Source organism: Pseudomonas corni, assembly GCF_057128765.1.
Genome location: NZ_JBSKHW010000002.1, coordinates 118,119 through 139,364, shown reverse-complemented (window position 1 = coordinate 139,364; position 21,246 = coordinate 118,119). Strand labels below are relative to the sequence as shown.

Below are 21,246 nucleotides of genomic sequence, written 5' to 3'. Positions count from 1 at the left end.
TCGCGAGCAAGCTCCCTCCCACGGGCCTATCGCTCCTCTCTCAGCTCAGAGGATGTATCTGGAGAGATCTTCATCCGCCGCCAGCTCGCCCAGATGGCTGTTGACGTATTCGGCGTCGATCTTGATCGTCTCGGCATCTTGCGCGCTGGCCAGGTCGCCGGCACTGAAGGACACCTCTTCGAGCAGACGCTCAAGCAGCGTATGCAAACGACGTGCACCAATGTTCTCGGTCTTCTCGTTGACCTGCCAGGCAATCTCGGCCAGACGCTTGATGCCTTCAGGCAGGAACTCGATGTTCAGGCCTTCAGTCTTCAGCAGCTCGCGATACTGCTCGGTGAGCGAGGCATGCGGTTCGCTGAGAATGCGCTCGAAGTCCTGCGGGCTCAGGGCCTTCAATTCGACACGAATCGGCAGACGACCTTGCAGCTCAGGCACTAGGTCGCTCGGCTTGCTCAGGTGGAACGCGCCGGAGGCGATGAACAGGATGTGGTCGGTTTTGACCATGCCCAGCTTGGTATTAACGGTGCAACCTTCAATCAGCGGCAGCAAGTCGCGCTGTACGCCTTCACGGGACACATCAGCACCACCAACATTGCCGCGCTTGGCGACTTTGTCGATTTCGTCAATGAACACGATGCCGTGCTGCTCGACCGCTTCAAGCGCCTTCGCCTTGAGTTCTTCGTCGTTGACCAGACGGCCCGCTTCCTCGTCGCGAACCAGCTTCAGTGCCTCTTTGACTTTCAGCTTACGGCTCTTCTTCTTGCCCTTGCCCATGTTGGCGAACAAGCTTTGTAGCTGATTGGTCATCTCTTCCATGCCAGGTGGCGCGGAGATATCGACACCGGCCATTTCAGCCACTTCGATTTCGATTTCCTTGTCGTCCAGCTGACCTTCGCGCAGACGTTTGCGGAACAGCTGACGAGTGTTGGTATCACTTGGCGACGCTTCGTCCTGGAAGCCGCGAGCTTGTGGCAGCAGCGCATCGAGGATGCGATCTTCAGCGGCGTCTTCAGCGCGGTGGCGAACTTTGACCATTTCCTGTTCGCGCAGCAGCTTCATGGCAGCGTCAGCGAGATCACGAATGATCGATTCGACGTCGCGGCCGACGTAGCCGACTTCGGTGAACTTGGTTGCTTCAACTTTGATGAACGGCGCGTTGGCGAGCTTGGCCAGACGACGGGCGATTTCGGTTTTGCCGACACCGGTCGGGCCGATCATCAGGATGTTCTTCGGGGTGACCTCAACGCGCAGCTCTTCGGGCAGCTGCATCCGGCGCCAGCGATTACGCAGCGCGATGGCGACGGCGCGCTTGGCATCGTCCTGGCCGATGATATGGCGGTTAAGTTCGTGGACGATTTCACGGGGAGTCATGGACATGGTTTTCAACGGTCCTCTGGCTCGAACAGCTGTGGCAGGCCGCGATTGTACGCGGCCAGTGCCAGACGCTTATTCGGCGAGGTCCTGCTCCTCAATGGTGATGTTGTGGTTGGTGAACACGCAGATGTCGCCGGCGATGTGCAGGGCGGTTTCGGCGATTTCCCGGGCCGACAGTTCGGTTTTCAGCAGAAGGGCGCGCGCGGCGGCTTGAGCGAATGCGCCACCGGAACCCATGGCGATCAGGCCATCTTCGGGCTCAACGACGTCGCCGTTGCCAGTGATGATTAGGGATGCGTCTTTGTTGGCGACGGCCAACATGGCTTCCAGGCGGCTAAGCGAGCGGTCGGTACGCCATTCTTTGGCGAGCTCCACTGCGGCGCGGATCAAGTGGCCCTGGTGTTTTTCGAGCTGACCTTCGAAGCGCTCGAACAATGTGAAGGCGTCGGCGGTGGCTCCGGCGAATCCGGCGATGACTTCGCCGTGGTACAGGCGGCGGACTTTCTTCGCGTTGCCTTTCATGACGGTGTTGCCCAGGGAAACCTGGCCGTCGCCTGCCATGACAACTTTGCCGTGGCGGCGCACTGAAACGATGGTGGTCAAGGGGAGAGTCTCCACGCTGCGGGGCGAAAATGCCCTGATGCAAACTCATATGGGGGTGGAGGCGGGTATTTCAACTGTTGAGGGCGTTGGGGGATGAATGGTGGTGGGATCGCGCTGTTGGCGCATCTCCCTGTAGGAGCGTGGCTTGTCCCGCGATCGGCCGGGAGCCGGTCGTAAATGCTGCAAACGCGATCTGTCGGGCGTTTGCAGTCTTTACGACGACTACGTCGCCGATCGCGGGGCAAGCGCGCTCCTACAGTTGCTGGTTCTTAGCGACTCTGCCGCTGTTGCAGCAGCAAGTTGCTGAACCCGCCCCCTGCCAGTTGCTTCTGCGCGGTGGTCAGTTGTTCGCGGTTGCTGAAAGGTCCCACCAACACGCGGTACCAGGTTTCGTCTTTCACCGTCCCGGACTCAACCGTTGACGCCTGACCGAGCAGAATGATCTGCGCGCGCACTTTGTCGGCATCCGCCTGTTTACGGAACGAGCCCGCCTGCAGGAAGAACGTCGTCACGGGTGCAGGTTTGGCAACCGGTGGCGGTGGCGGTGGCGTCAAACCACTGAGGGCGGCCTGCGCGCGTGCTGTGTCGATCTTCGCTGCCTGTTCCGGGGAAACCGGAGCGGTCGGGGCAACGACTGGCGACGGCGTCTTCTCGGGCACCGCCTCGTTAGGCACGATCACTTCGGATTCAGGCAGCAGCGTATAGAAGTCGTACTTGGGCTTGACCGGCGCTGTCGGGCTTGGCGGCGTTTTGTTGGCCTCAGCGATCTTCGCGGCCTTGGCATCGGCCCGTACGCGCTTGATGTCATCGCCGCCGGGTTCGAGTTTCATCAGAAAAACGATGAAGGCGCCGACCGTCAGGCCAATCGCCATCCACACCCATCCAGGGATCGGCTGCTTCGCGGGTGCCTGATAACGGCTGGCGCCGCGCTTGGGAGCAGGTTTCTTTTTGACTGCCAACTTACATACGCTCCAGAGTTTCCAGACCCAAGAGTTCCAGGCCTTGCTTGAGGGTGCGGCCGGTCAGGGCAGCGAGACGCAGACGACTCTGTTGCTGCTCGGGGCTTTCGGCACCGAGTATCGGGCAGTTCTCATAGAAGCTTGAGAACAGACCGGCGAGATCGTAGAGATAGGCGCACAGGACGTGCGGAGTGCCTTTTTCGGCCACGTTGTTCAGGGTTTCACCAAACTGCGCCAGCCGCGCAGCCAGTTCCTGCTCCTGCGGTGCATCGAGCATGATCTGCCCTTTGCTTGGGTCGAACGCGGCGCCAAGCTTGCGGAAAACGCCTGACACGCGGGTGTAGGCATACAGCAGATACGGCGCGGTGTTGCCTTCGAAACTCAGCATCTGATCGAAGTTGAAGCTGTAGTCGCTGGCGCGGTGCTTGGACAGGTCAGCGTATTTCACGGCGCTGATGCCGACCGCTTTAGCAATGCTGCGCAGCTCGCCTTCAGCGACTTCCGGGTTCTTCTCCTTCACCAGCGTGTAGGCGCGCTCTTCGGCTTCGTCGAGCAGATCGACCAGCTTCACCGTGCCGCCATCGCGGGTCTTGAACGGACGGCCGTCGGCGCCATTCATGGTGCCAAAGCCCATGTGCTCCATCTGCATGTCGTTGGTGACGAAGCCTGCCCGGCGCGCCACCTCGAACACCTGCTGGAAGTGCAAGGCCTGACGCTGATCGACGAAATACAGCGCGCGATCAGCTTTCAATACGTTGCTGCGGTAGCGGATGGCCGCCAGGTCAGTGGTGGCATACAGGTAGCCGCCGCCAGCCTTTTGCACGATTACCGGCAGCGGCGTGTCTTCGGCGGTTCTGAATTCTTCGAGGAACACGCACTGCGCCCCATTGCTCTCGACCAGCAGACCGGCTTTTTTCAGGTCGGCCACGACATTGCCCAGATCATCGTTGTAAGCACTTTCGCCCATCACGTCCTTGGGCGTTAGCTTGACGTTGAGGCGCTCGTAGACTTGCTGGCAGTGCGACAGAGAAATGTCTTTGAACCGAGTCCACAGGCTCAGGCATTCAGCGTCACCGGCTTGCAGCTTGACCACAAGGCCACGGGCGCGCTCGGCAAACTCTGGGGATTCATCGAAGCGGCCCTTGGCGGCGCGGTAGAAGTCTTCGAGGTCAGCCAGCTCGTCACTGGTGGCCGGGGTTTCCTGAAGATAGGCCAGCAACATGCCGAATTGTGTGCCCCAGTCGCCCACGTGATTCTGCCGAATCACCGTGTCGCCAAGAAACTCCAGCACGTTGGCCACACCGTCGCCGATGATCGTCGAGCGCAGATGGCCGACGTGCATTTCTTTGGCAAGGTTGGGGGCGGATAGGTCGACCACCACGCGCTGCGCGGGGTTGGTCTTGCGCACCGACAACGTAGCGTCGGCCAATGCGATGTCCAGGCGAGAGGCCAGGGCTTGGGTGTTCTGGAAAAAATTGAGGAAGCCGGGGCCGGCGATTTCGACCTTGGTGATCTGCTCGTCAGCGGGCAGCGCTGCGATCAGTTTTTCGGCCAGATCGCGGGGCTTCATGCCGGCTGGTTTGGCCAGCATCATGGCAATGTTGCTGGCGAAGTCGCCGTTTTTCTTGTCCCGAGCGTTCTCCACCTGAATCGCTGGCGTCAGACCTTCCGGCAAGACGCCATCGAGGACGAGTTGGCTCAGGGCTTGTTGGATCAGCTGGCGAATGGTGTCTTTCATGATGCTCTCTTCGACCGCAAGCGCGGCAGCGCTTGATGCGCGGGTGGAAAAACGGGGCATTATCCGTTGCCGGAGCCACCTTGCCAACCGCGATGGATGTGCGGTTGGCCGTACGATATCAATTGTAGGAGCGCGCTTGCCCGCGATGGCGTCGTGTCAGCCACCAAAAATAGTGAGTGTGCCGACGTATTCGCGGGCAAGCGCGCTCCTACAAGGTGGTCAATACAAATCCACCGGATCCACATCCAGCGACCACCTGACCTGCCGCCCGCTGGGCATGTTTTCCAGCGCCAGCAACCAGGTCGCGAGCAATTTGTGCAGCGGGGCGCGGGCGTTCGCCTGAACCAGCAATTGCGCGCGGTAACGCCCGGCACGGCGCTCCATCGGCGCGGGCACCGGGCCCAGCAATTCAATGCCACCCAGCTTCATATCGATCAGCAGTTGCTCGGCCTCGGTGCACGCTTCATCCAGAAACCCTTCGGCCTGACCGGGCTTGTGCGCTTCGGCCCGCAGCAGCGCCAGGTGCGAAAACGGCGGCAGTCCGGCGGCCCGGCGTTCACTCAGGGCCTGTTCGGCGAAGGCGAAATAGCCTTGCTCGGTCAATTGGATCAACAGCGGGTGCTCGGCCAGGTGCGTCTGGATAATCACGCGCCCCGGCTCTTCGGCGCGTCCAGCTCGGCCTGCGACCTGAACAATGAGCTGCGCCATGCGCTCGCTGGCGCGGAAGTCTCCGGAAAACAACCCGCCGTCCGCATCGAGAATCGACACCAGCGTTACCCGAGGAAAGTGGTGCCCTTTGGCGAGCATCTGCGTGCCGACCAAAATGCACGGGTTACCTTTCTGGATGGTGGCGAACAGCTGATTCATCGCGTCCTTGCGCGAGGTGCTGTCTCGATCGACGCGCAACACAGGGAAGTCCGGAAACAAAATCCCCAGCCGTTCCTCCGCACGCTCGGTCCCTGCGCCTACGGGCCGCAAATCGACCTTGCCGCATGATGGGCAATTGCGCGGGACGCGTTCCACGTGGCCACAGTGATGGCAGCGCAGTTCCCCGGATCGCTGATGTACGGTCATGCGCGCATCGCATCGAGGGCAGCCCGACAGCCAGCCGCAGTCGTGGCACAACAGCGTCGGCGCAAAGCCACGACGGTTTAGAAACACCAGGACCTGCTGCCCGGCTGCCAGAGTTTGTCCGATGGCTTGTTGCATCGGCCCGGAAATGCCGCTGTCCAGCGGACGGCTTTTCACGTCCAGGCGCAGGAAGCGCGGCTGCTGCGCCCCTCCCGCTCGTTGATTCAAGCGTAAGAGCGCGTACCGGCCGGTGTAGGCGTTATGCAGGCTTTCCAGGGAAGGCGTCGCCGAGCCCAGCACGATGGGGATATCTTCCTGGCGCGCACGGACCAGCGCCAGATCCCGCGCGTGGTAGCGCAAACCTTCCTGCTGTTTATAGGAGCCGTCGTGTTCTTCATCGATGATGATCAGGCCAGGATTCTTCATCGGTGTGAACAGCGCCGAGCGGGTGCCGATGATGATGTCCGCTTCGCCGTCCCGCGCCGCCAGCCAGGCGTCGAGTCGGTCGCGGTCATTGACGTTCGAGTGCACAAGGGCGATGCGTGCATTGAAGCGCTGTTCGAAGCGAGCCAGGGTTTGCGGGCCGAGGTTGATTTCCGGGATCAGCACCAACGCCTGCTTGCCCGCTTCAAGGGTTTCGCGGATCAGCTGCAAATAGACTTCGGTCTTGCCGCTGCCGGTTACGCCTGCCAGCAGTGAAGCGTGAAAACTGCCGAAGCCTGCGCGTATTGCTTCATACGCGGCGCGTTGCTCCGGGTTCAACGGCAATTCAGGCTGCGCCAGCCAGCGCTCGTGGCGTTCGACCGGCTTGTGACAGCGGACCTCGACCTGCACAAGCTGCTTGGCCAGCAGCAAATTCAGACTCTCGCGGTTGAGCATCAGCTTGCTCAACAACTGGTGCGCCACGCCGTGAGGGTGTTGCGCGAGCGTCACCAGCGCTTCTTTTTGTTTCGGCGCGCGCGCGATACGCGGGTCATCGACGCTGGCGTTGGGCGCGATCTGCCAAAAGCGTTCCTGGCGAGACTCGGCTGGCTCGCCCTGACGAAGCAACACTGGCAGCGCCCAACTCAGGGTATCGCCCAGGCTGTGCTGGTAATACTGCGCGGTCCACAGGCACAACTTGAACAGCGCAGGCGGCAACGGGGCTTCGCTGTCCAGAATCGCAATGGCAGGCCTGAGCTTGTCGGCCGGGACTTCGCTATGGTCGGCGACTTCCACCAGAATGCCGATCATCTCCCGGCGCCCGAACGGGACACGCACGCGCATGCCGGGCTGCAAGTCGCCAGCCGAAACGCCTGCGGGCGCAAGGTAATCGAACAGGCGGCGCAGGGGCGAGGGCAGGGCGAGGCGCAAAATGGCGTCGGGCACGCGGGGGATGTCCTGTTACGGAGTATGACGAAGGGCGCGATCTTAGCAGACGACCGGTTTAAACGTCCGCTTGCGTGGTTTGTAATGTCTGGTACTATGCGCGGCCTAATTCCGTGCGGTATTCAACAATAGTGTTGGGTGGCGGCACGCTAGCCTGAGGAAGTAATCATGAAAGCTGATATCCATCCAGTTTACGAAGCCATTGACGCAACCTGCAGCTGCGGCAATGTCATCAAAACCCGTTCCACACTGGCCAAGCCTCTGAGCCTGGACGTGTGCAACGAGTGCCACCCGTTCTACACCGGCAAGCAAAAGACTCTGGACATCGGCGGTCGTGTCGACAAGTTCAAGTCGCGTTTCGGTGCTTTCGGCGCAACCAAAGCTCCTGCTGCAGAGTAAGGTTGGCCGTTCTGGAGTTTCCAGTGGGTTTCTCCAGGCTGCTTAAAAAGGCGTCCCTCGCGGGCGCCTTTTTTATGTCTGCGATTTGGCTGTCTGCTGCTAACGCGTTGTGTCCCGCTCCTGCGTCGCTGCCCGTTGCGCACGTCCAGCGTGTGGTCGATGGCGATACGGTGCGTCTGGATGACGGGCGAAGCGTACGAATGGTCGGCATCAATGCACCGGAAACCGGCAAGAAAGGCCAGACGGCTCAGCCATTTGCCGAAGCCGCCAAACGGCGACTGCAGACGCTGGTCGATCAAAGCGACGGACAAGTCAGCGTCCGGGTAGGCGAGCAGCCAACCGATCATTACGGGCGCACGCTGGCCAATATATATGGCCGAGACGGTGGCAATCTCGAAGCGCAGCTACTGGCCGAAGGGTTGGGTTATCTGGTCGCGGTATCTCCCAATGTTGCCTTGGTCGATTGTCAGCAAGCGGCTGAACAGGCTGCGCGCAAAGCTGGCCTTGGTCTGTGGCGCGCTTCTCCAGTGCAGTCCCCCGATCAAATCGCAAACGGCGGGTTTGCGCTGATCTCCGGTCGCGTCAGCAGCGTGCAACGCAACAATGGCGGCATCTGGATCGAGTTCGACGATGCCCTCGTTCTACGTATCGCCCCAAAACTTACGGGGCAGTTCGACAGCGCTATGCTCATGGGCCTCAAGGGGCAACGAGTGGAAGCGCGGGGCTGGGTGGTAGATCGTTCCCGTCGTGGGGGACTGCAACCCGGCCAGCCTCGCTGGATGATGCCGATCACGCACCCAGCGATGTTGAATACGAAATCTCAATAAAATTGTAGACATTTCATTGGCGGATTGTGGGCACTCTAGCCCATGTCATTCGCGGCTCTACGCTAAAAGTCGTACTCCCAGCCCCTTGACACCTGTGACCCACCAGTCTTGTTAGGACTTTCTGACTTGCGTATGCTCCTCGGTCCGTCTGTCCAACAGCAAAAAGCGGAATGCCCTCATGTCAGATTTGAAAACTGCCGCGCTCGAATATCACGCCAATCCTCGTCCGGGGAAGCTGAGCGTAGAACTCACAAAAGCCACTGCAACCGCGCGCGATCTGTCGTTGGCTTACAGTCCTGGTGTTGCCGAGCCAGTCCGCGAGATCGCTCGCGACCCTGAGCTTGCGTACAAGTACACCGGCAAAGGAAATCTGGTTGCAGTCATCTCCGACGGCACCGCGATTCTGGGTCTGGGTAACCTCGGCCCACTGGCTTCCAAGCCTGTGATGGAGGGCAAGGGCGTACTGTTCAAGCGCTTTGCTGGCATCGACGTGTTCGACATTGAGGTCGATTCCGAAAGCCCGCAAGCTTTCATCGACACCGTCAAGCGCATCTCCATCACCTTTGGCGGCATCAACCTGGAAGACATCAAGGCGCCTGAGTGCTTTGAAATCGAGAAAGCACTGATCGAACAGTGCGACATCCCGGTATTCCACGATGACCAGCACGGCACTGCGATCGTTACTGCAGCTGGCATGATCAACGCATTGGAAATCGCTGGTAAAACCCTGGCATCGGCGAAAATTGTCTGCCTGGGCGCTGGCGCTGCGGCGATCTCTTGCATGAAGTTGCTGGTGAGCATGGGCGCACAGATCGAAAACATCTTCATGATCGATCGTAACGGTGTGGTCCACGCAGGTCGTACTGATCTGAACCAGTACAAGGCTCAATTTGCGCACTCAACTGAAAAGCGCACGCTGGCTGATGCACTTGATGGCGCTGATGTGTTCGTCGGTCTTTCCGGCCCTAATCTGCTGAGCGCCGAAGGCCTCAAATCCATGGGGCCTAACCCAATCGTGTTCGCGTGCTCGAACCCTGATCCGGAAATCTCCCCGGAATTGGCCCACGCCACCCGCAATGACGTGATCATGGCGACCGGTCGTTCGGACTACCCGAACCAGGTCAACAACGTGCTGGGTTTCCCGTTCATCTTCCGTGGCGCACTGGACGTTCGTGCCAAGCGCATCAACGAAGAGATGAAGATCGCTGCCGCCAATGCTCTGCGCGAACTAGCGAAGCTGCCTGTACCTCAGGAAGTCTGCGACGCCTACGGTGGAATCAAGCTGGAATTCGGTCGTGAGTACATCATTCCGAAACCAATGGATTCCCGCCTGTTGGGTCTGATCTCCGATGCCGTTGCCAAGGCCGCTATTGCCACCGGCGTTGCGACTCTGCCGTATCCGAAGCACTACCCGCTGAACAGCGTGGATGAAGTGTTTAACGGCTAAAAGCAGTCGCCCATAAAAACCCCGGTCATTGGCCGGGGTTTTTTTATGAGCATCTTTCTGTGGGGGCGAACTTGTTCGCGAAGCTTCATCGCTGTTTGACGAATCTCTCGCCAACAAGTTGGGCCCTACAGGGGATGCGTGGCGGCATATCCTGCATCGATGGCGACTGACAAATCCCGATCGCGGGCAAACGCGCTCCTACACAGGAGCGCGCTCACTCACAGTCAGAACAAGTCTATCGGCGCCGCCTCATCCGCTGGCAATGGGCTGCCCGGTGCTGGTGCTCCACCCATCTCATTCATGCTAGGTGGTGTGTCTTCGCTTTTGAACAGCTCGAAGAACGCATTCGGTGTGCTTGGCGTGGCAGCGCGGCCGCTGATCGGGTCGACCCGCAGGCTCAGGATGCCGTCCGGCTCGGCCTGGACGTGGGGCGGCTTGTCTTTGAGCGCGGCGCTCATGTAGTTCATCCAGATCGGCAAAGCCACGGTACCGCCAAATTCATGGCGACCCAGGCTTTCCGGTTGGTCGAAGCCTGTCCACACCGTCGTCACGTAGTCGGCGTTATAGCCGGTGAACCACGCGTCTTTCGATTCGTTGGTCGTACCCGTTTTGCCGGCGATGTCAGGACGATTCATTGCCAGTGCGCGGCGGCCGGTGCCGCGTTTGATGACGTCCTGCAACATGCTATTGAGGATGTAAGTAGTGCGGCCATCGACGATGCGCTCTGCAACTGCTGGCGCAGGCGCCTCACCGGTATTGGTAATCGCGTTTGGCACCACATTGGCCGTCAGTGCTGGTGTTTCGGGCGCTGCAAACGTCGCCGCATCGCTGGTTGCGGTAGCGCTCACTGCTTTTGGATTCGGATCGTTGGCCGGGACGGTCGGCGGGTTGGCAACGAACAGCGTTTTGCCCTCACGATCGTCAATCTTCTGGATCAGGTACGGCGTGACCTTATACCCGCCATTGGCGAACGCGCTCCAGCCGCCGACGACTTCCATAGGCGTCAGCGTCGCTGTGCCCAAGGCCAGCGAGAGGTTGCGCGGCAGATCCTGCTTATTGAAGCCAAAGCGTGTGATGTAGTTGATCGCGGTGTCGATGCCCAAGCCTTGCAGCAAGCGGATCGAAACCAGGTTGCGCGACTTGTACAACGCTTCACGCAAGCGAATCGGACCCAAGAAGGTGCCGGTGTCGTTCTTCGGGCGCCACTCTTTGTCCAGGTACTGATCGACAAACACGATCGGCGCGTCATTTACCAGGCTGGCAGCGGTGTAGCCATTGTCCAGCGCGGCAGAATAAAGGAACGGTTTGAAGCTTGAGCCCGGTTGACGCTTGGCCTGCATGGCGCGGTTGTAATTGCTCTGCTCGAAAGCGAAACCGCCGACCAAGGCACGAATGGCGCCATTTTGCGGGTCAAGGGACACCAGCGCACTTTGTGCGACCGGCATCTGGCTGAACTTCAACGAGTTGTCGGCCTGGCGCTGAACGCGGATCAGGTCGCCCACGTGAGCAACATCAGCCGGGCCTTTGGGGTTGGCACCGACGCTGTTGGTGTTCAGATAGCTGCGGGCCCACTTCATGGTGTCCCAAGCGACGGTTTCCTCTTTCTCGCCGTTGTGGGTCAGTACGCGTATGCCGGTCTTGTCGACCTGGCTGACAATCGCTGGCTCCAGGCTACTGATGGTGCGTTGCTTGATCAGCTCTGCCACCCATCCATCGCGGGTCAGGCCCGGGAAGCGGCTTTCTGGGCCGCGATAGCCGTGGCGCTGGTCGTATTCGATCAGCCCGTTCTGGACTGCGGTGTTGGCACTTTCCTGAAGATTGCTCGGGACGGTGGTGGTGACGCGGAAGCCTTCTGTGTAGGCTTCGCTGCCGTAGCGACCGACCATCTCGGCGCGCGCCATTTCAGCAATGTACGGCGCGTTAACTTCCGGGCTCTGGACGTGGTAGCTGGCGTTGATCGGTTCAGCGAGCGCGACCTGATAAGTGCTCTCGTCGATTTTGCCCAGCTTGAACATCCGGCCAAGAATCCAGTCGCGGCGCTCTTTGGCGCGGGTCGGGTTTGCCAGGGGGTTGAAGCGTGACGGCGCCTTGGGCAGACCGGCGATCATCGCCATCTGCGCGACGCTCAAGTCACGAATGGATTTACCGTAATAAACCTGAGCGGCCGCCTCGATACCATAGGCCCGGTTACCCAGATAGATTTTGTTGACGTACAACTCAAGAATTTCGTCCTTTGTGAGTTGGCGCTCGATTTGCAAGGCAAGAAGAATCTCGGTGGTTTTGCGCGAGAAGCTGCGCTCACTGGTCAGAAAGTAGTTTTTAGCGACCTGCATGGTAATGGTGGAGCCACCAGATTGAATGTGGCCGCTCTTGACGAGTTGGCTGGCGGCGCGCATCAGGCTGCTGGGATCGACGCCGTAATGATTGGCGAAGTTGTCGTCCTCGGCGGACAGCAGGGCATGAATGAAGTTAGGGGGAATATCGGCGAAACGGATCGGAGAACGGCGCATTTCGCCAAACTCTGCAATCAGTTTCCCGTCGCTGCTGAACACGCGCAGCGGAATTTGCAGTTGGATGTTTCTGAGCGCATCGACAGATGGCAGGTTCGGGGCCAGGTAGAGGAACGCGCCGCTCAGACCGAGCAGCAGCCCGCAAACGATCGCGACGAAAGACCACCAGAAAAACTTCAGCAGGCGTATCAAGGCTTTTGGATTTCCAGAAAAAAGAATGGGTTAAGCGCAGGCATTTACAAATGAACACGCCTTGAAGCTTCGGTACACGAAAAAAACGCTCGGCATTATAAGCATTTTTCGTCGCCGAGCGTTATTTGCGCTACTGTCAAGACTGCTGACAGCGGCACGGTATTAAAAAACGCCCGTAAGTGGCGGAATCTCATAGGGAAACGGTTGTGTTCGAACTCTTCAGTAAGAAGGCCAATACCCTTCTAGGGATCGATATTAGCTCCACCTCGGTAAAACTCCTTGAATTGAGTCGTTCCGGCGCTCGTTACAAAGTTGAGTCATACGCCGTCGAACCCCTCCCGGCTAACGCTGTGGTCGAAAAGAACATTGCTGACCTCGAAGGGGTCGGCAGTGCTTTGACGCGTTTGCTGGTAAAAGCCAAGACAAATGTCAAAAACACGGCGGTTGCAGTCGCAGGTTCCGCTGTCATTACCAAGACAATCGAGATGGATGCCGGGCTTTCTGACGATGAGATGGAAAACCAGCTCAAGATCGAAGCCGACCAATACATTCCCTATCCGCTTGAAGAAGTGGCCATCGATTTCGAGGTTCAGGGCTATTCGGCTCGCAACCCCGAGCGGGTAGACGTGCTCCTTGCCGCCTGCCGCAAGGAAAACGTTGAAGTACGTGAAGCGGCCCTGGCACTTGCGGGTCTGACCGCGAAGGTCGTTGACGTCGAAGCCTATGCGCTGGAACGCTCATTCGGGCTGTTGTCGGCGCAACTGGGTCATGATCATGAGCAACTGACGGTGGCCGTGATCGACATTGGCGCCACCATGACTACCCTCAGCGTGCTGCACAACGGCCGCATCATTTATACCCGCGAGCAATTGTTTGGCGGACGGCAGCTCACCGAAGAGATTCAGCGCCGTTACGGTTTGTCCGTGGGCGAGGCGGGCCTTGCGAAGAAGCAAGGCGGTTTGCCGGACGACTACACCATGGAAGTCATGCAGCCGTTCAAAGACGCGGTGGTCCAGCAAGTCTCCCGCTCGTTGCAATTCTTCTTCGCGGCCGGGCAGTACAACACTGTGGACTACATCATGCTGGCAGGGGGGACGGCGTCAATTTCCGGCCTGGATCACTTGATCCAGCAACGCATTGGCACCCCGACCATGGTCGCAAACCCGTTTGCCGACATGGCCCTTAGTGCCAAGGTCAATGCAGGGGCACTGGCCAGTGATGCGCCCGCATTGATGATTGCCTGCGGGCTGGCGTTGAGGAGCTTCGACTAATGGCTCGGATCAACCTATTACCCTGGCGCGAACAGCTTCGCGAAGAGCGCAAAAAGCGCTTTCTCACCTCATTGGCGGGCGTGCTGGTGATTGGCATTGGCACCGTGTTGCTGGCCGATCAATACATTAGCAGCGCAATCAGCCATCAGAATGCGCGTAATCAGTTCATCACCACTGAGATCGTTCAGCTCGATACGCGCATCAAAGAAATCAGTGAGCTCAAGGCACGGCGCAAGCAGTTGCTGGAACGGATGAAGATCATTCAGGACCTGCAAGGCAACCGACCGATCATTGGCCGCATTTTTGATCAATTGGCTCGCACGCTGCCCGATGGTGTGTATTTCAGCGAAGTGAAGATGACCGACAAACTCATCAGCATTGCCGGCTCGGCCGAATCGAACAACCGCGTCTCGGACCTGCTGCGTAATCTCGACGCCTCGGATTGGCTGGAAGCGCCAAGTCTTACCGAAGTCAAAGCCACCACCGCAGGCGCGGTAGACCAGGCCAACACCTTTCAACTGACAGTGCGCCAGACGCAGCCGGCTGTTGAGGGGGCCAAGCCATGAATGCTTCCGAATGGATGGAAAGCCTGCGCAAGATCGACCTTGGCGACCTCGACCTCAACAACCTTGGTTCATGGCCTGCGGCAGTCAAAACCATCGCTGGCGTGCTACTGATGGTGTTGGTGCTTGCGGGGGGTTACTTCTTTTATATCCAGGACATGCAGGCGCAGCTGGATCAAGCGCAGGCTCAGGAAGTTGCGCTCAAAGAGCAGTTCTCAACCAAGGCTTTCCAGGCGGCGAACCTGCCAGCCTACAAAACCCAGATGACCGAAATGGAAAACACCTTCGGCGCGCTGCTGCGGCAACTGCCCAGCGACACCGAAGTGCCAGGCCTGCTCGAAGACATCACCCGTACTGGTTTGGGTAGCGGGCTGGAGTTTGAAGAGATCAAGTTGCTGCCCGAAGCGGCCCAGCAGTTTTACATTGAGCTGCCGATACAGATCACGGTGGTCGGCAACTACCACGATCTGGCGACCTTCGTCAGCGGCGTAGCCAGCTTGCCGCGGATCGTGACGCTGCACGATTTTGAAATCAAACCGGCTGATCCCAAATCGCCCAACAAACTGCGCATGAGCATTTTGGCCAAGACCTACCGTTACAACGATAAAGGACTGCAGAAATGAGTGCGGCGCGATGGTTGTGCGTCAGTGTGGCGCTCATGGGGTTAGCAGGTTGTGACAGTCAGAGCGAGTTCGGCGACTTGACCCAGTTCATGAACGAAGTGCGTGCCCGTCCAGTCGGGACGATTGAGCCGCTGCCGAAATTTCGTGCGTATGAAGCATTTACGTACGCAGCGTCGAGCCTGCGCAGCCCGTTTCAGCCGCCGGTCAAGGTTGATCCACTTCGGCGTCAGAAGGGGTCGCTGTTGGTTCAGCCTGACCTTACGCGGGTCAAGCAATTCCTCGAAGGGTTCAACATCGAAGTCTTCGAAATGGTCGGCACGATCAGCAACCCGACGGGCACTTTCGCGTTGTTGAAGGGGGCAGGCGGAGTGCATCGGGTCAAGGTGGGCGACTACCTGGGGCGCAATGATGGTCGAGTGGTCGGCATCAGCGATGCTGCAGTGGAAGTGATGGAAATCGTTCCTGATGGAGAGGGAGCGTGGCTGGAGCGGCCGCGCAGCATTTCCCTTAAAGAGCGCTCATGACAATGGCTAGCAAGCGAAACGCCTTCGGGTCTGCACAGTGGTGGAATTTGATCATGAACAGGATTCTTTCGATTATCGGCGTGTCGCTATGGATGGCGATGGTCTCGCCGATTCTCCAGGCGGCCAACCTCAAAACCCTGGATGTCGCTGCATTGCCGGGGGATCGGGTCGAATTGAAACTGTCTTTCGACGGTCCGGTGCCTGCGCCTCGCGCCTACACCACCGAGCAGCCGGCACGCATCGCGCTGGACTTGCCGGGAGTCAGCAGCCAGCTGGCGATCAAGAGCCGTGATCTGGGGAACGGCAATGCCCATAGCGTTGTGGTTGTCGAAGCGAAGGATCGCACGAGGGTCATCATTAACCTGACCGTGCTGGCGCCCTATAGCTCTCGGGTCGAAGGCAATAATTTGTTCGTAGTCATTGGCCAGGGCGCCGCAGCGGCGCAGGGCTCCCAGCCAAGTTCGGCAATGGGCGCCACTCGTGTCAGCGTTCCGCCTGCTAGCGCCAAAGCCCCGCCCAAGGCGTATGCGCCGGTCGGCAAAGCGGTCAGAAACGTTGATTTTCAACGCGGCGAGCTGGGTGAAGGCAACGTCGTCATCGAGCTGAGTGATGCCGGCATCGCGCCGGACATCCAGGAAACCGGCGGCAAGATCCGTGTCGATTTCGCCAAGACCCAACTGCCCGATAAGTTGCGCGTACGTCTGGACGTCAAGGATTTCGCCACCCCTGTGCAGTTCGTGAACGCCAGTGTCAGCGGCGACAAGGCCAGTATCCTGATCGAGCCTTCGGGCGCGTTCGACTACTCGGCTTTTCAGACCGACAACAAACTGACCATCAGCGTGCGCCCGCTCACCAACGAGGACATGGACCGCCGCAACGCAGAGAAGCTGGTCTACACCGGCGAAAAGCTTTCGCTTAATTTTCAGGACATCGACGTGCGTTCAGTGCTTCAGCTGATAGCGGACTTCACCAACTTGAACCTGGTAGCCAGTGACACCGTGCAAGGTGGCATCACATTGCGCCTGCAAAACGTGCCGTGGGATCAGGCGCTGGATCTTGTGCTCAAGACCAAAGGCCTGGACAAGCGCAAGATCGGCAACGTTCTGCTGGTAGCGCCTGCGGATGAAATCGCCGCCCGCGAACGTCAGGAGTTGGAGTCGCTCAAGCAGATCGCCGAACTGGCACCGCTGCGTCGTGAGCTGCTGCAGGTGAACTACGCCAAGGCAGCGGACATCGCCAAACTGTTCCAGTCAGTGACCAGTGCCGATGCCAAGACCGATGAGCGCGGCTCGATCACCGTGGATGACCGCACCAACAACATCATCGCCTATCAGACTCAGGATCGCCTGGATGAGCTGCGCCGCATCGTCTCGCAGCTGGATATCCCGGTGCGTCAGGTGATGATCGAAGCGCGCATCGTCGAGGCCAACGTCGATTACGACAAGGCGCTGGGCGTCAGTTGGGGCGGGTCTGCCAACCGCGGCAACTTCACGGCTGGCGGCGGGGGCACTGTCACCGGTACGCCGGGCGCTGTGACCAATGCGCCATATGTCGACATGGGCGTTGCCAGCCCTACGTCGTCGATTGGGCTTGGGTTCATCACCAACAACACCGTGCTGGATCTTGAGCTCAGCGCCATGGAGAAATCCGGCAACGGCGAAATCGTCTCCCAGCCCAAGGTCGTGACCTCGGACAAGGAGACGGCCAAGATCCTCAAAGGTACGGAGGTTCCGTATCAAGAGGCCAGCTCCAGCGGTGCGACGTCTGTATCGTTTAAGGAGGCGTCGCTGTCGCTGGAGGTGACTCCGCAGATCACTCCGGACAACCGCATCATCATGGAAGTGAAGGTCACCAAGGACGAACCGGACTACATCAACACCGTTCTGGGCGTACCACCAATCAAGAAAAACGAAGTGAACGCCAAGGTGCTAGTAGCTGACGGCGAAACCATCGTAATCGGTGGCGTGTTCTCCAATACGCAGAGTAAAGTCGTTGATAAAGTGCCATTTCTCGGCGATGTGCCGTATCTTGGCCGACTTTTCCGGCGGGATGTGGTCTCGGAGAAAAAATCCGAGCTGTTGGTGTTCCTCACTCCGCGTATCATGAACAACCAGGCGATTGCTGTGAGTCGTTGATTCTGTGCGAAATTTAATACTTGTGGGGCCGATGGGCGCAGGCAAAAGCACCATCGGCCGCTTGCTGGCCAAAGAGCTTCGACTGCCATTCAAGGATTCCGATAAGGAAATCGAATTGCGCACGGGTGCCAATATCCCGTGGATTTTCGATAAAGAAGGTGAAGCCGGCTTTCGGGAGCGCGAACAAGCGATGATTGCCGAGCTATGCGCCTGCGACGGCGTCGTCTTGGCAACTGGCGGTGGCGCGGTCATGCGCGCAGAAAATCGCCAGGCGTTGCATGCCGGTGGTCGGGTGGTTTATCTGCACGCTTCCGTGGAGCAGCAAGTAGGCCGTACTGCCCGAGACCGCAATCGCCCATTGTTGCGCACCGCCGATCCGGCGCGTGTGCTGCGCGAGCTGCTGGCCATCCGTGATCCGCTTTACCGCGAAATCGCTGACGTCATCATCGAAACCGACGAGCGACCGCCCCGAATGGTGGTTCTTGATATCCTGGCCCTGTTGGCCGAGCTTCCTCCCCGTTAAAGCGCAGGCGGAAATGCGCTATCCTCGGCGACCATAAAAAGCAGGGTTGCGATTTGGCCTTGCGCCAACGCCTGTACCGCGCACATTGCATGCGTACAGACGCCCAAATGAACAGTGTGGGGATACATGCAGACACTTAGAGTCGAGCTTGGCGAGCGCAGCTACCCGATTCACATTGGCGAAGGCCTGCTGGATCAGCCTGAATTGCTCAAGCCGTATATTGCCGGACGGCAGGTTGCCATCGTCTCCAACGCAACTGTGGCCCCGTTGTATATGGAGCGCCTGACGAAGACGCTTGAAGGCTACAACATCCTCCCGATCGTGCTTCCCGATGGCGAAGCATTCAAGAATTGGGAAACCCTTCAACTCATTTTCGACGCCCTGCTGACCGCTCGACACGACCGCCGTACCACGGTTATCGCCCTTGGCGGCGGTGTCATCGGCGACATGGCCGGTTTCGCAGCAGCCTGTTATCAGCGCGGCGTGGATTTCATCCAGATTCCGACAACCTTATTGTCCCAGGTCGATTCTTCGGTAGGCGGCAAGACCGGCATCAATCATCCGCTGGGCAAGAACATGGTCGGCGCTTTTTATCAGCCACAGGCCGTGCTGATCGACACCCGTTCGCTCAACACGCTGCCTGAGCGTGAACTGTCTGCCGGGCTCGCCGAGGTCATCAAATACGGGCTGATCTGTGATGAACCGTTTCTGACCTGGCTGGAAGAAAACGTCGACAAGCTACGTGCCCTGGATCAAGCCACGCTGACTACTGCCATCGAGCGCTCGTGCGCGGCGAAAGCAGCGGTGGTCGGCGCCGATGAGCGCGAGTCCGGCGTGCGTGCCACTCTCAATCTCGGTCATACCTTCGGCCACGCCATCGAGACCCACATGGGTTACGGCGTCTGGTTGCATGGCGAGGCGGTTGCGGCGGGTACAGTCATGGCACTAGAGATGTCGGCGCGGCTGGGCTGGATCACCCAACAGGAGCGTGATCGCGGCATTCGTCTGTTTCAGCGCGCCGGTCTGCCGGTAGTGCCGCCTGAGGAAATGACGCCCGAGCATTTCATCGAACACATGGCGATCGACAAGAAAGTGATCGATGGCCGTTTGCGTCTGGTCTTGTTGCGCCGAATGGGCGAGGCAGTGATCACCGACGAATATCCAAAAGAAGTACTACAGGCCACACTGGCTGCGGACTACCGCAGTCTGGTGGATCAGCTCAGAGGTTAATGAAAAATCCATGACTAGTTTGCACGCCGATGAGGCCTTCCTCGGTCATTACCAGTTGAGTCATGACCCCTTTGCTACGCGGGTCCCGGGCTTCAAATTTTTCCCGGCCCAGCGCAAACCGGTGCTGGGTCAGCTTCATCACCTTGCGCGCTACAGCGAACTGCTGTTGGTCGTGACCGGCCCCCATGGCAGCGGCAAGACCTTGCTGCGTCAGGCCCTGGTTGCCAGTACCAACAAGCAGTCCGTGCAGAGCGTGGTGGTTTCCGCCCGTGGCGCCGGTGATGCGTCGGGCGTGTTGCGTCAGGTGGCGCAGGCGTTGAACGTCGCCCAGCCCGAAATGCGCGCGATCCTGTCGCAAGTTGTGCAACTGGCGCTGACCGGGCAAGAAGTCTACATACTTGTGGATGATGCCGAACAACTCGGCGAATCCGCACTCGAAGCGTTGTTGGGATTGGCGGCGGGCACTCCGGAAGGGCGTCCGCATGTCTTCCTGTTCGGCGAGGCCTCGATCATTGATCGCCTGGATCAGCTGTGTGCTGAAACAGGCACCGAGGAAGAACGCTTCCACGTTATCGAGCTTGCTCCGTATGCCGAAGACGAAACCCGTGAGTATCTGGCTCAGCGCCTGGACGGTGCCGGGCGGGGTATAGAAGTGTTCAGTGCCACGCAGATTGCCGATATTCATGAGCAATCCGGTGGATGGCCGGGTGCGATCAACCAGGTCGCCCGCGATTCAATGATCGAAGCCATGATCGCCAGCCGCTCTGCGGTCAAGCGTCCAAGTATGGGGTTCAAAATGCCTAAGAAACACGTGTTGGCTTTGGGTGGGGTTGTAGTGGCGGCGTTGCTCGCTGCCTGGCTGATTCCCGGCCGTAACAGTGCGCCAACGACAGCACCCGCTAATTCCCAGGCTCAACTGCCGTTGGGTCAGGGCCAGGTGCCTGCCCAGCAGTCCAACAACGGCGGGCCAGCGATTGAGTTCGCCGGTAATTCCCAGCCGATGCCATTGCCGATGAACGGCTCGCAGCCGGCCACTCGCGCACCGTTGGCTGAAGCCGCAGGTGCTGGTGAAGGCGACGGGGAAGATGGCGGCGCGATGTCCAATCAACCGCTGCAACCACCAACCGTAACCACCACCGCGCCACCATCGGGCGTGGCGGCTGGTCCCGCGCCTACGCCAACACCAGCGCCGCGTCCAACTGCCACCACCAAGTCTGCTGTCGCTCCGGCCGCACCGGTTGCCAAGCCTGCACCGGCGCCAACACAGGTCGCCACCGCCAAACCGGCGCCAAAGCCTGCTGAAAAACCTGCGACTGCTCCTGCCTCGGGCGGCACAGGCGGTGGCTGGTACTCAGGTCAGGCAGCGACTCACTACGTGGTGCAGATTCTGGGCACCAGCTCCGAGTCTGCCGCACAGGCCTACGTGAAGGAGCAGGGCGGCGAGTACCGTTACTTCAAAAAGACCCTGCAGGGCAAACCGTTGTATGTTGTCACCTACGGCAGTTTCGCAGACCGCAATGCAGCGCTCTCCGCTATCAAGGCCTTGCCAGAGAAGGTTCAGGCTGGTAAACCTTGGCCTCGTACTGTCGGCAGTATCCAACAGGAACTCGCCACAGCTCGCTAATGACGCAGTGACCCTATCCGGGTCACTCGCTTGGCTCCCCTGATTTTCGATCTATCGCAATGGTGTGCTGCTTGATGAGCAGCGCGCCTTGTGGTGTCTGCGTTCCAGACGCCCATTGAACTTCGGGTTCGCTCCAGTCAGACTCGCAACAAAGCTCTGGCTAGCACGAGATTCGCAATAAAACCTTTCACAAATGCGACATAAATTTGCGACGTTTCGTCGCCAAATTTGTGAGGTTTTGTGTCGGTGTGTACAATGACCTCCC

17 protein-coding genes are annotated in these 21,246 nt (G+C 59.2%); 11 read left to right on the top strand and 6 right to left on the bottom strand.

From position 1 onward, the window contains the following. Window positions 1-45: 45 nt before the first annotated feature. The 5 genes from hslU to ACWKV9_RS04180 form a co-directional block, all read right to left on the bottom strand. Complete coding sequence (hslU, locus tag ACWKV9_RS04200) at window positions 46-1,377, bottom strand: ATP-dependent protease ATPase subunit HslU (protein ID WP_483834840.1); 1,332 nt, start codon at window positions 1,375-1,377, stop codon at window positions 46-48. Between the two features lie 69 nt (window positions 1,378-1,446). Then, window positions 1,447-1,977 carry an ATP-dependent protease subunit HslV gene (gene hslV / locus ACWKV9_RS04195; RefSeq protein WP_268799193.1) on the bottom strand — a complete coding sequence of 177 codons (531 nt, stop codon included), beginning with the start codon at window positions 1,975-1,977 and terminating at the stop codon, window positions 1,447-1,449. Between the two features lie 269 nt (window positions 1,978-2,246). Next, entirely contained in the window at window positions 2,247-2,936 is a 690-nt protein-coding gene (locus ACWKV9_RS04190; protein ID WP_483834839.1) for an SPOR domain-containing protein, read from the bottom strand. Between the two features lies 1 nt (window position 2,937). Further along, the gene (argS, locus tag ACWKV9_RS04185; protein ID WP_483834838.1) at window positions 2,938-4,674 is read right to left on the bottom strand and encodes an arginine--tRNA ligase; all 1,737 of its coding nucleotides are present in this window, start codon (window positions 4,672-4,674) and stop codon (window positions 2,938-2,940) included. Window positions 4,675-4,893: 219 nt separating this feature from the next. Beyond that, complete coding sequence (locus tag ACWKV9_RS04180) at window positions 4,894-7,113, bottom strand: primosomal protein N' (RefSeq protein WP_483834837.1); 2,220 nt, start codon at window positions 7,111-7,113, stop codon at window positions 4,894-4,896. Between the two features lie 168 nt (window positions 7,114-7,281). On the opposite strand from ACWKV9_RS04180, the gene rpmE reads away from it, so the two are divergent. From rpmE to ACWKV9_RS04165, 3 genes are all read left to right on the top strand, one after another. Continuing rightward, window positions 7,282-7,512 carry a 50S ribosomal protein L31 gene (gene rpmE, locus ACWKV9_RS04175; protein WP_268799197.1) on the top strand — a complete coding sequence of 77 codons (231 nt, stop codon included), beginning with the start codon at window positions 7,282-7,284 and terminating at the stop codon, window positions 7,510-7,512. A 23-nt stretch (window positions 7,513-7,535) separates the two neighbouring features. Then, window positions 7,536-8,339, top strand: a complete 804-nt coding sequence (locus ACWKV9_RS04170; protein WP_483834836.1) for a thermonuclease family protein — start codon at window positions 7,536-7,538, stop codon at window positions 8,337-8,339. Window positions 8,340-8,517: 178 nt separating this feature from the next. Then, window positions 8,518-9,786 carry a malic enzyme-like NAD(P)-binding protein gene (locus ACWKV9_RS04165; RefSeq protein WP_483834835.1) on the top strand — a complete coding sequence of 423 codons (1,269 nt, stop codon included), beginning with the start codon at window positions 8,518-8,520 and terminating at the stop codon, window positions 9,784-9,786. A gap of 224 nt (window positions 9,787-10,010) precedes the next feature. On the opposite strand, the gene ACWKV9_RS04160 is transcribed toward ACWKV9_RS04165, so the two are convergent. After that, window positions 10,011-12,488 (bottom strand): penicillin-binding protein 1A, encoded by a 2,478-nt coding sequence (locus ACWKV9_RS04160; protein ID WP_483834834.1) that lies wholly within the window; start codon window positions 12,486-12,488, stop codon window positions 10,011-10,013. 206 nt (window positions 12,489-12,694) lie between these two features. On the opposite strand from ACWKV9_RS04160, the gene ACWKV9_RS04155 reads away from it, so the two are divergent. The 8 genes from ACWKV9_RS04155 to ACWKV9_RS04120 all read left to right on the top strand — a co-directional run bounded on the left by ACWKV9_RS04155 (window position 12,695) and on the right by ACWKV9_RS04120 (window position 20,981). Beyond that, the gene (locus ACWKV9_RS04155) at window positions 12,695-13,759 is read left to right on the top strand and encodes a pilus assembly protein PilM (RefSeq protein WP_483834833.1); all 1,065 of its coding nucleotides are present in this window, start codon (window positions 12,695-12,697) and stop codon (window positions 13,757-13,759) included. Continuing rightward, window positions 13,759-14,325, top strand: a complete 567-nt coding sequence (locus ACWKV9_RS04150; RefSeq protein WP_483834832.1) for a PilN domain-containing protein — start codon at window positions 13,759-13,761, stop codon at window positions 14,323-14,325. Before ACWKV9_RS04155 ends, ACWKV9_RS04150 begins: the two co-directional genes overlap by 1 nt. Further along, window positions 14,322-14,945, top strand: coding sequence for a type 4a pilus biogenesis protein PilO (gene pilO, locus ACWKV9_RS04145; protein ID WP_483834831.1), 624 nt, complete (start codon window positions 14,322-14,324; stop codon window positions 14,943-14,945). Before ACWKV9_RS04150 ends, pilO begins: the two co-directional genes overlap by 4 nt. Then, window positions 14,942-15,469: a type 4a pilus biogenesis lipoprotein PilP gene (pilP, locus tag ACWKV9_RS04140; protein ID WP_483834830.1), complete on the top strand. Its 528-nt coding sequence runs from the start codon at window positions 14,942-14,944 to the stop codon at window positions 15,467-15,469. Before pilO ends, pilP begins: the two co-directional genes overlap by 4 nt. 53 nt (window positions 15,470-15,522) lie before the next feature. Next, entirely contained in the window at window positions 15,523-17,604 is a 2,082-nt protein-coding gene (locus ACWKV9_RS04135; protein WP_483834829.1) for a type IV pilus secretin PilQ, read from the top strand. Between the two features lie 4 nt (window positions 17,605-17,608). After that, a complete protein-coding gene (gene aroK, locus ACWKV9_RS04130) occupies window positions 17,609-18,127 on the top strand; it encodes a shikimate kinase AroK (protein WP_483834828.1) in 519 nt (172 codons plus the stop codon). Window positions 18,128-18,253: 126 nt separating this feature from the next. Next, complete coding sequence (gene aroB / locus ACWKV9_RS04125; protein WP_483834827.1) at window positions 18,254-19,357, top strand: 3-dehydroquinate synthase; 1,104 nt, start codon at window positions 18,254-18,256, stop codon at window positions 19,355-19,357. A gap of 10 nt (window positions 19,358-19,367) precedes the next feature. Beyond that, window positions 19,368-20,981 (top strand): AAA family ATPase, encoded by a 1,614-nt coding sequence (locus ACWKV9_RS04120; RefSeq protein ID WP_483834826.1) that lies wholly within the window; start codon window positions 19,368-19,370, stop codon window positions 20,979-20,981. Window positions 20,982-21,246 lie beyond the last annotated feature (265 nt).

Excerpts from the sequence above, each read along its gene's own strand:
- pilO (WP_483834831.1), top strand. The coding sequence starts at position 14,322 with ATGAATGCTTCCGAATGGATGGAAAGCCTGCGCAAGATCGACCTTGGC.
- pilP (WP_483834830.1), top strand. The coding sequence starts at position 14,942 with ATGAGTGCGGCGCGATGGTTGTGCGTCAGTGTGGCGCTCATGGGGTTA.
- rpmE (WP_268799197.1), top strand. The coding sequence starts at position 7,282 with ATGAAAGCTGATATCCATCCAGTTTACGAAGCCATTGACGCAACCTGC.
- hslU (WP_483834840.1), bottom strand. The coding sequence starts at position 1,377 with ATGTCCATGACTCCCCGTGAAATCGTCCACGAACTTAACCGCCATATC.
- aroB (WP_483834827.1), top strand. The coding sequence starts at position 18,254 with ATGCAGACACTTAGAGTCGAGCTTGGCGAGCGCAGCTACCCGATTCAC.
- argS (WP_483834838.1), bottom strand. The coding sequence starts at position 4,674 with ATGAAAGACACCATTCGCCAGCTGATCCAACAAGCCCTGAGCCAACTC.
- ACWKV9_RS04165 (WP_483834835.1), top strand. The coding sequence starts at position 8,518 with ATGTCAGATTTGAAAACTGCCGCGCTCGAATATCACGCCAATCCTCGT.
- ACWKV9_RS04150 (WP_483834832.1), top strand. The coding sequence starts at position 13,759 with ATGGCTCGGATCAACCTATTACCCTGGCGCGAACAGCTTCGCGAAGAG.
- ACWKV9_RS04135 (WP_483834829.1), top strand. The coding sequence starts at position 15,523 with ATGAACAGGATTCTTTCGATTATCGGCGTGTCGCTATGGATGGCGATG.
- ACWKV9_RS04120 (WP_483834826.1), top strand. The coding sequence starts at position 19,368 with ATGACTAGTTTGCACGCCGATGAGGCCTTCCTCGGTCATTACCAGTTG.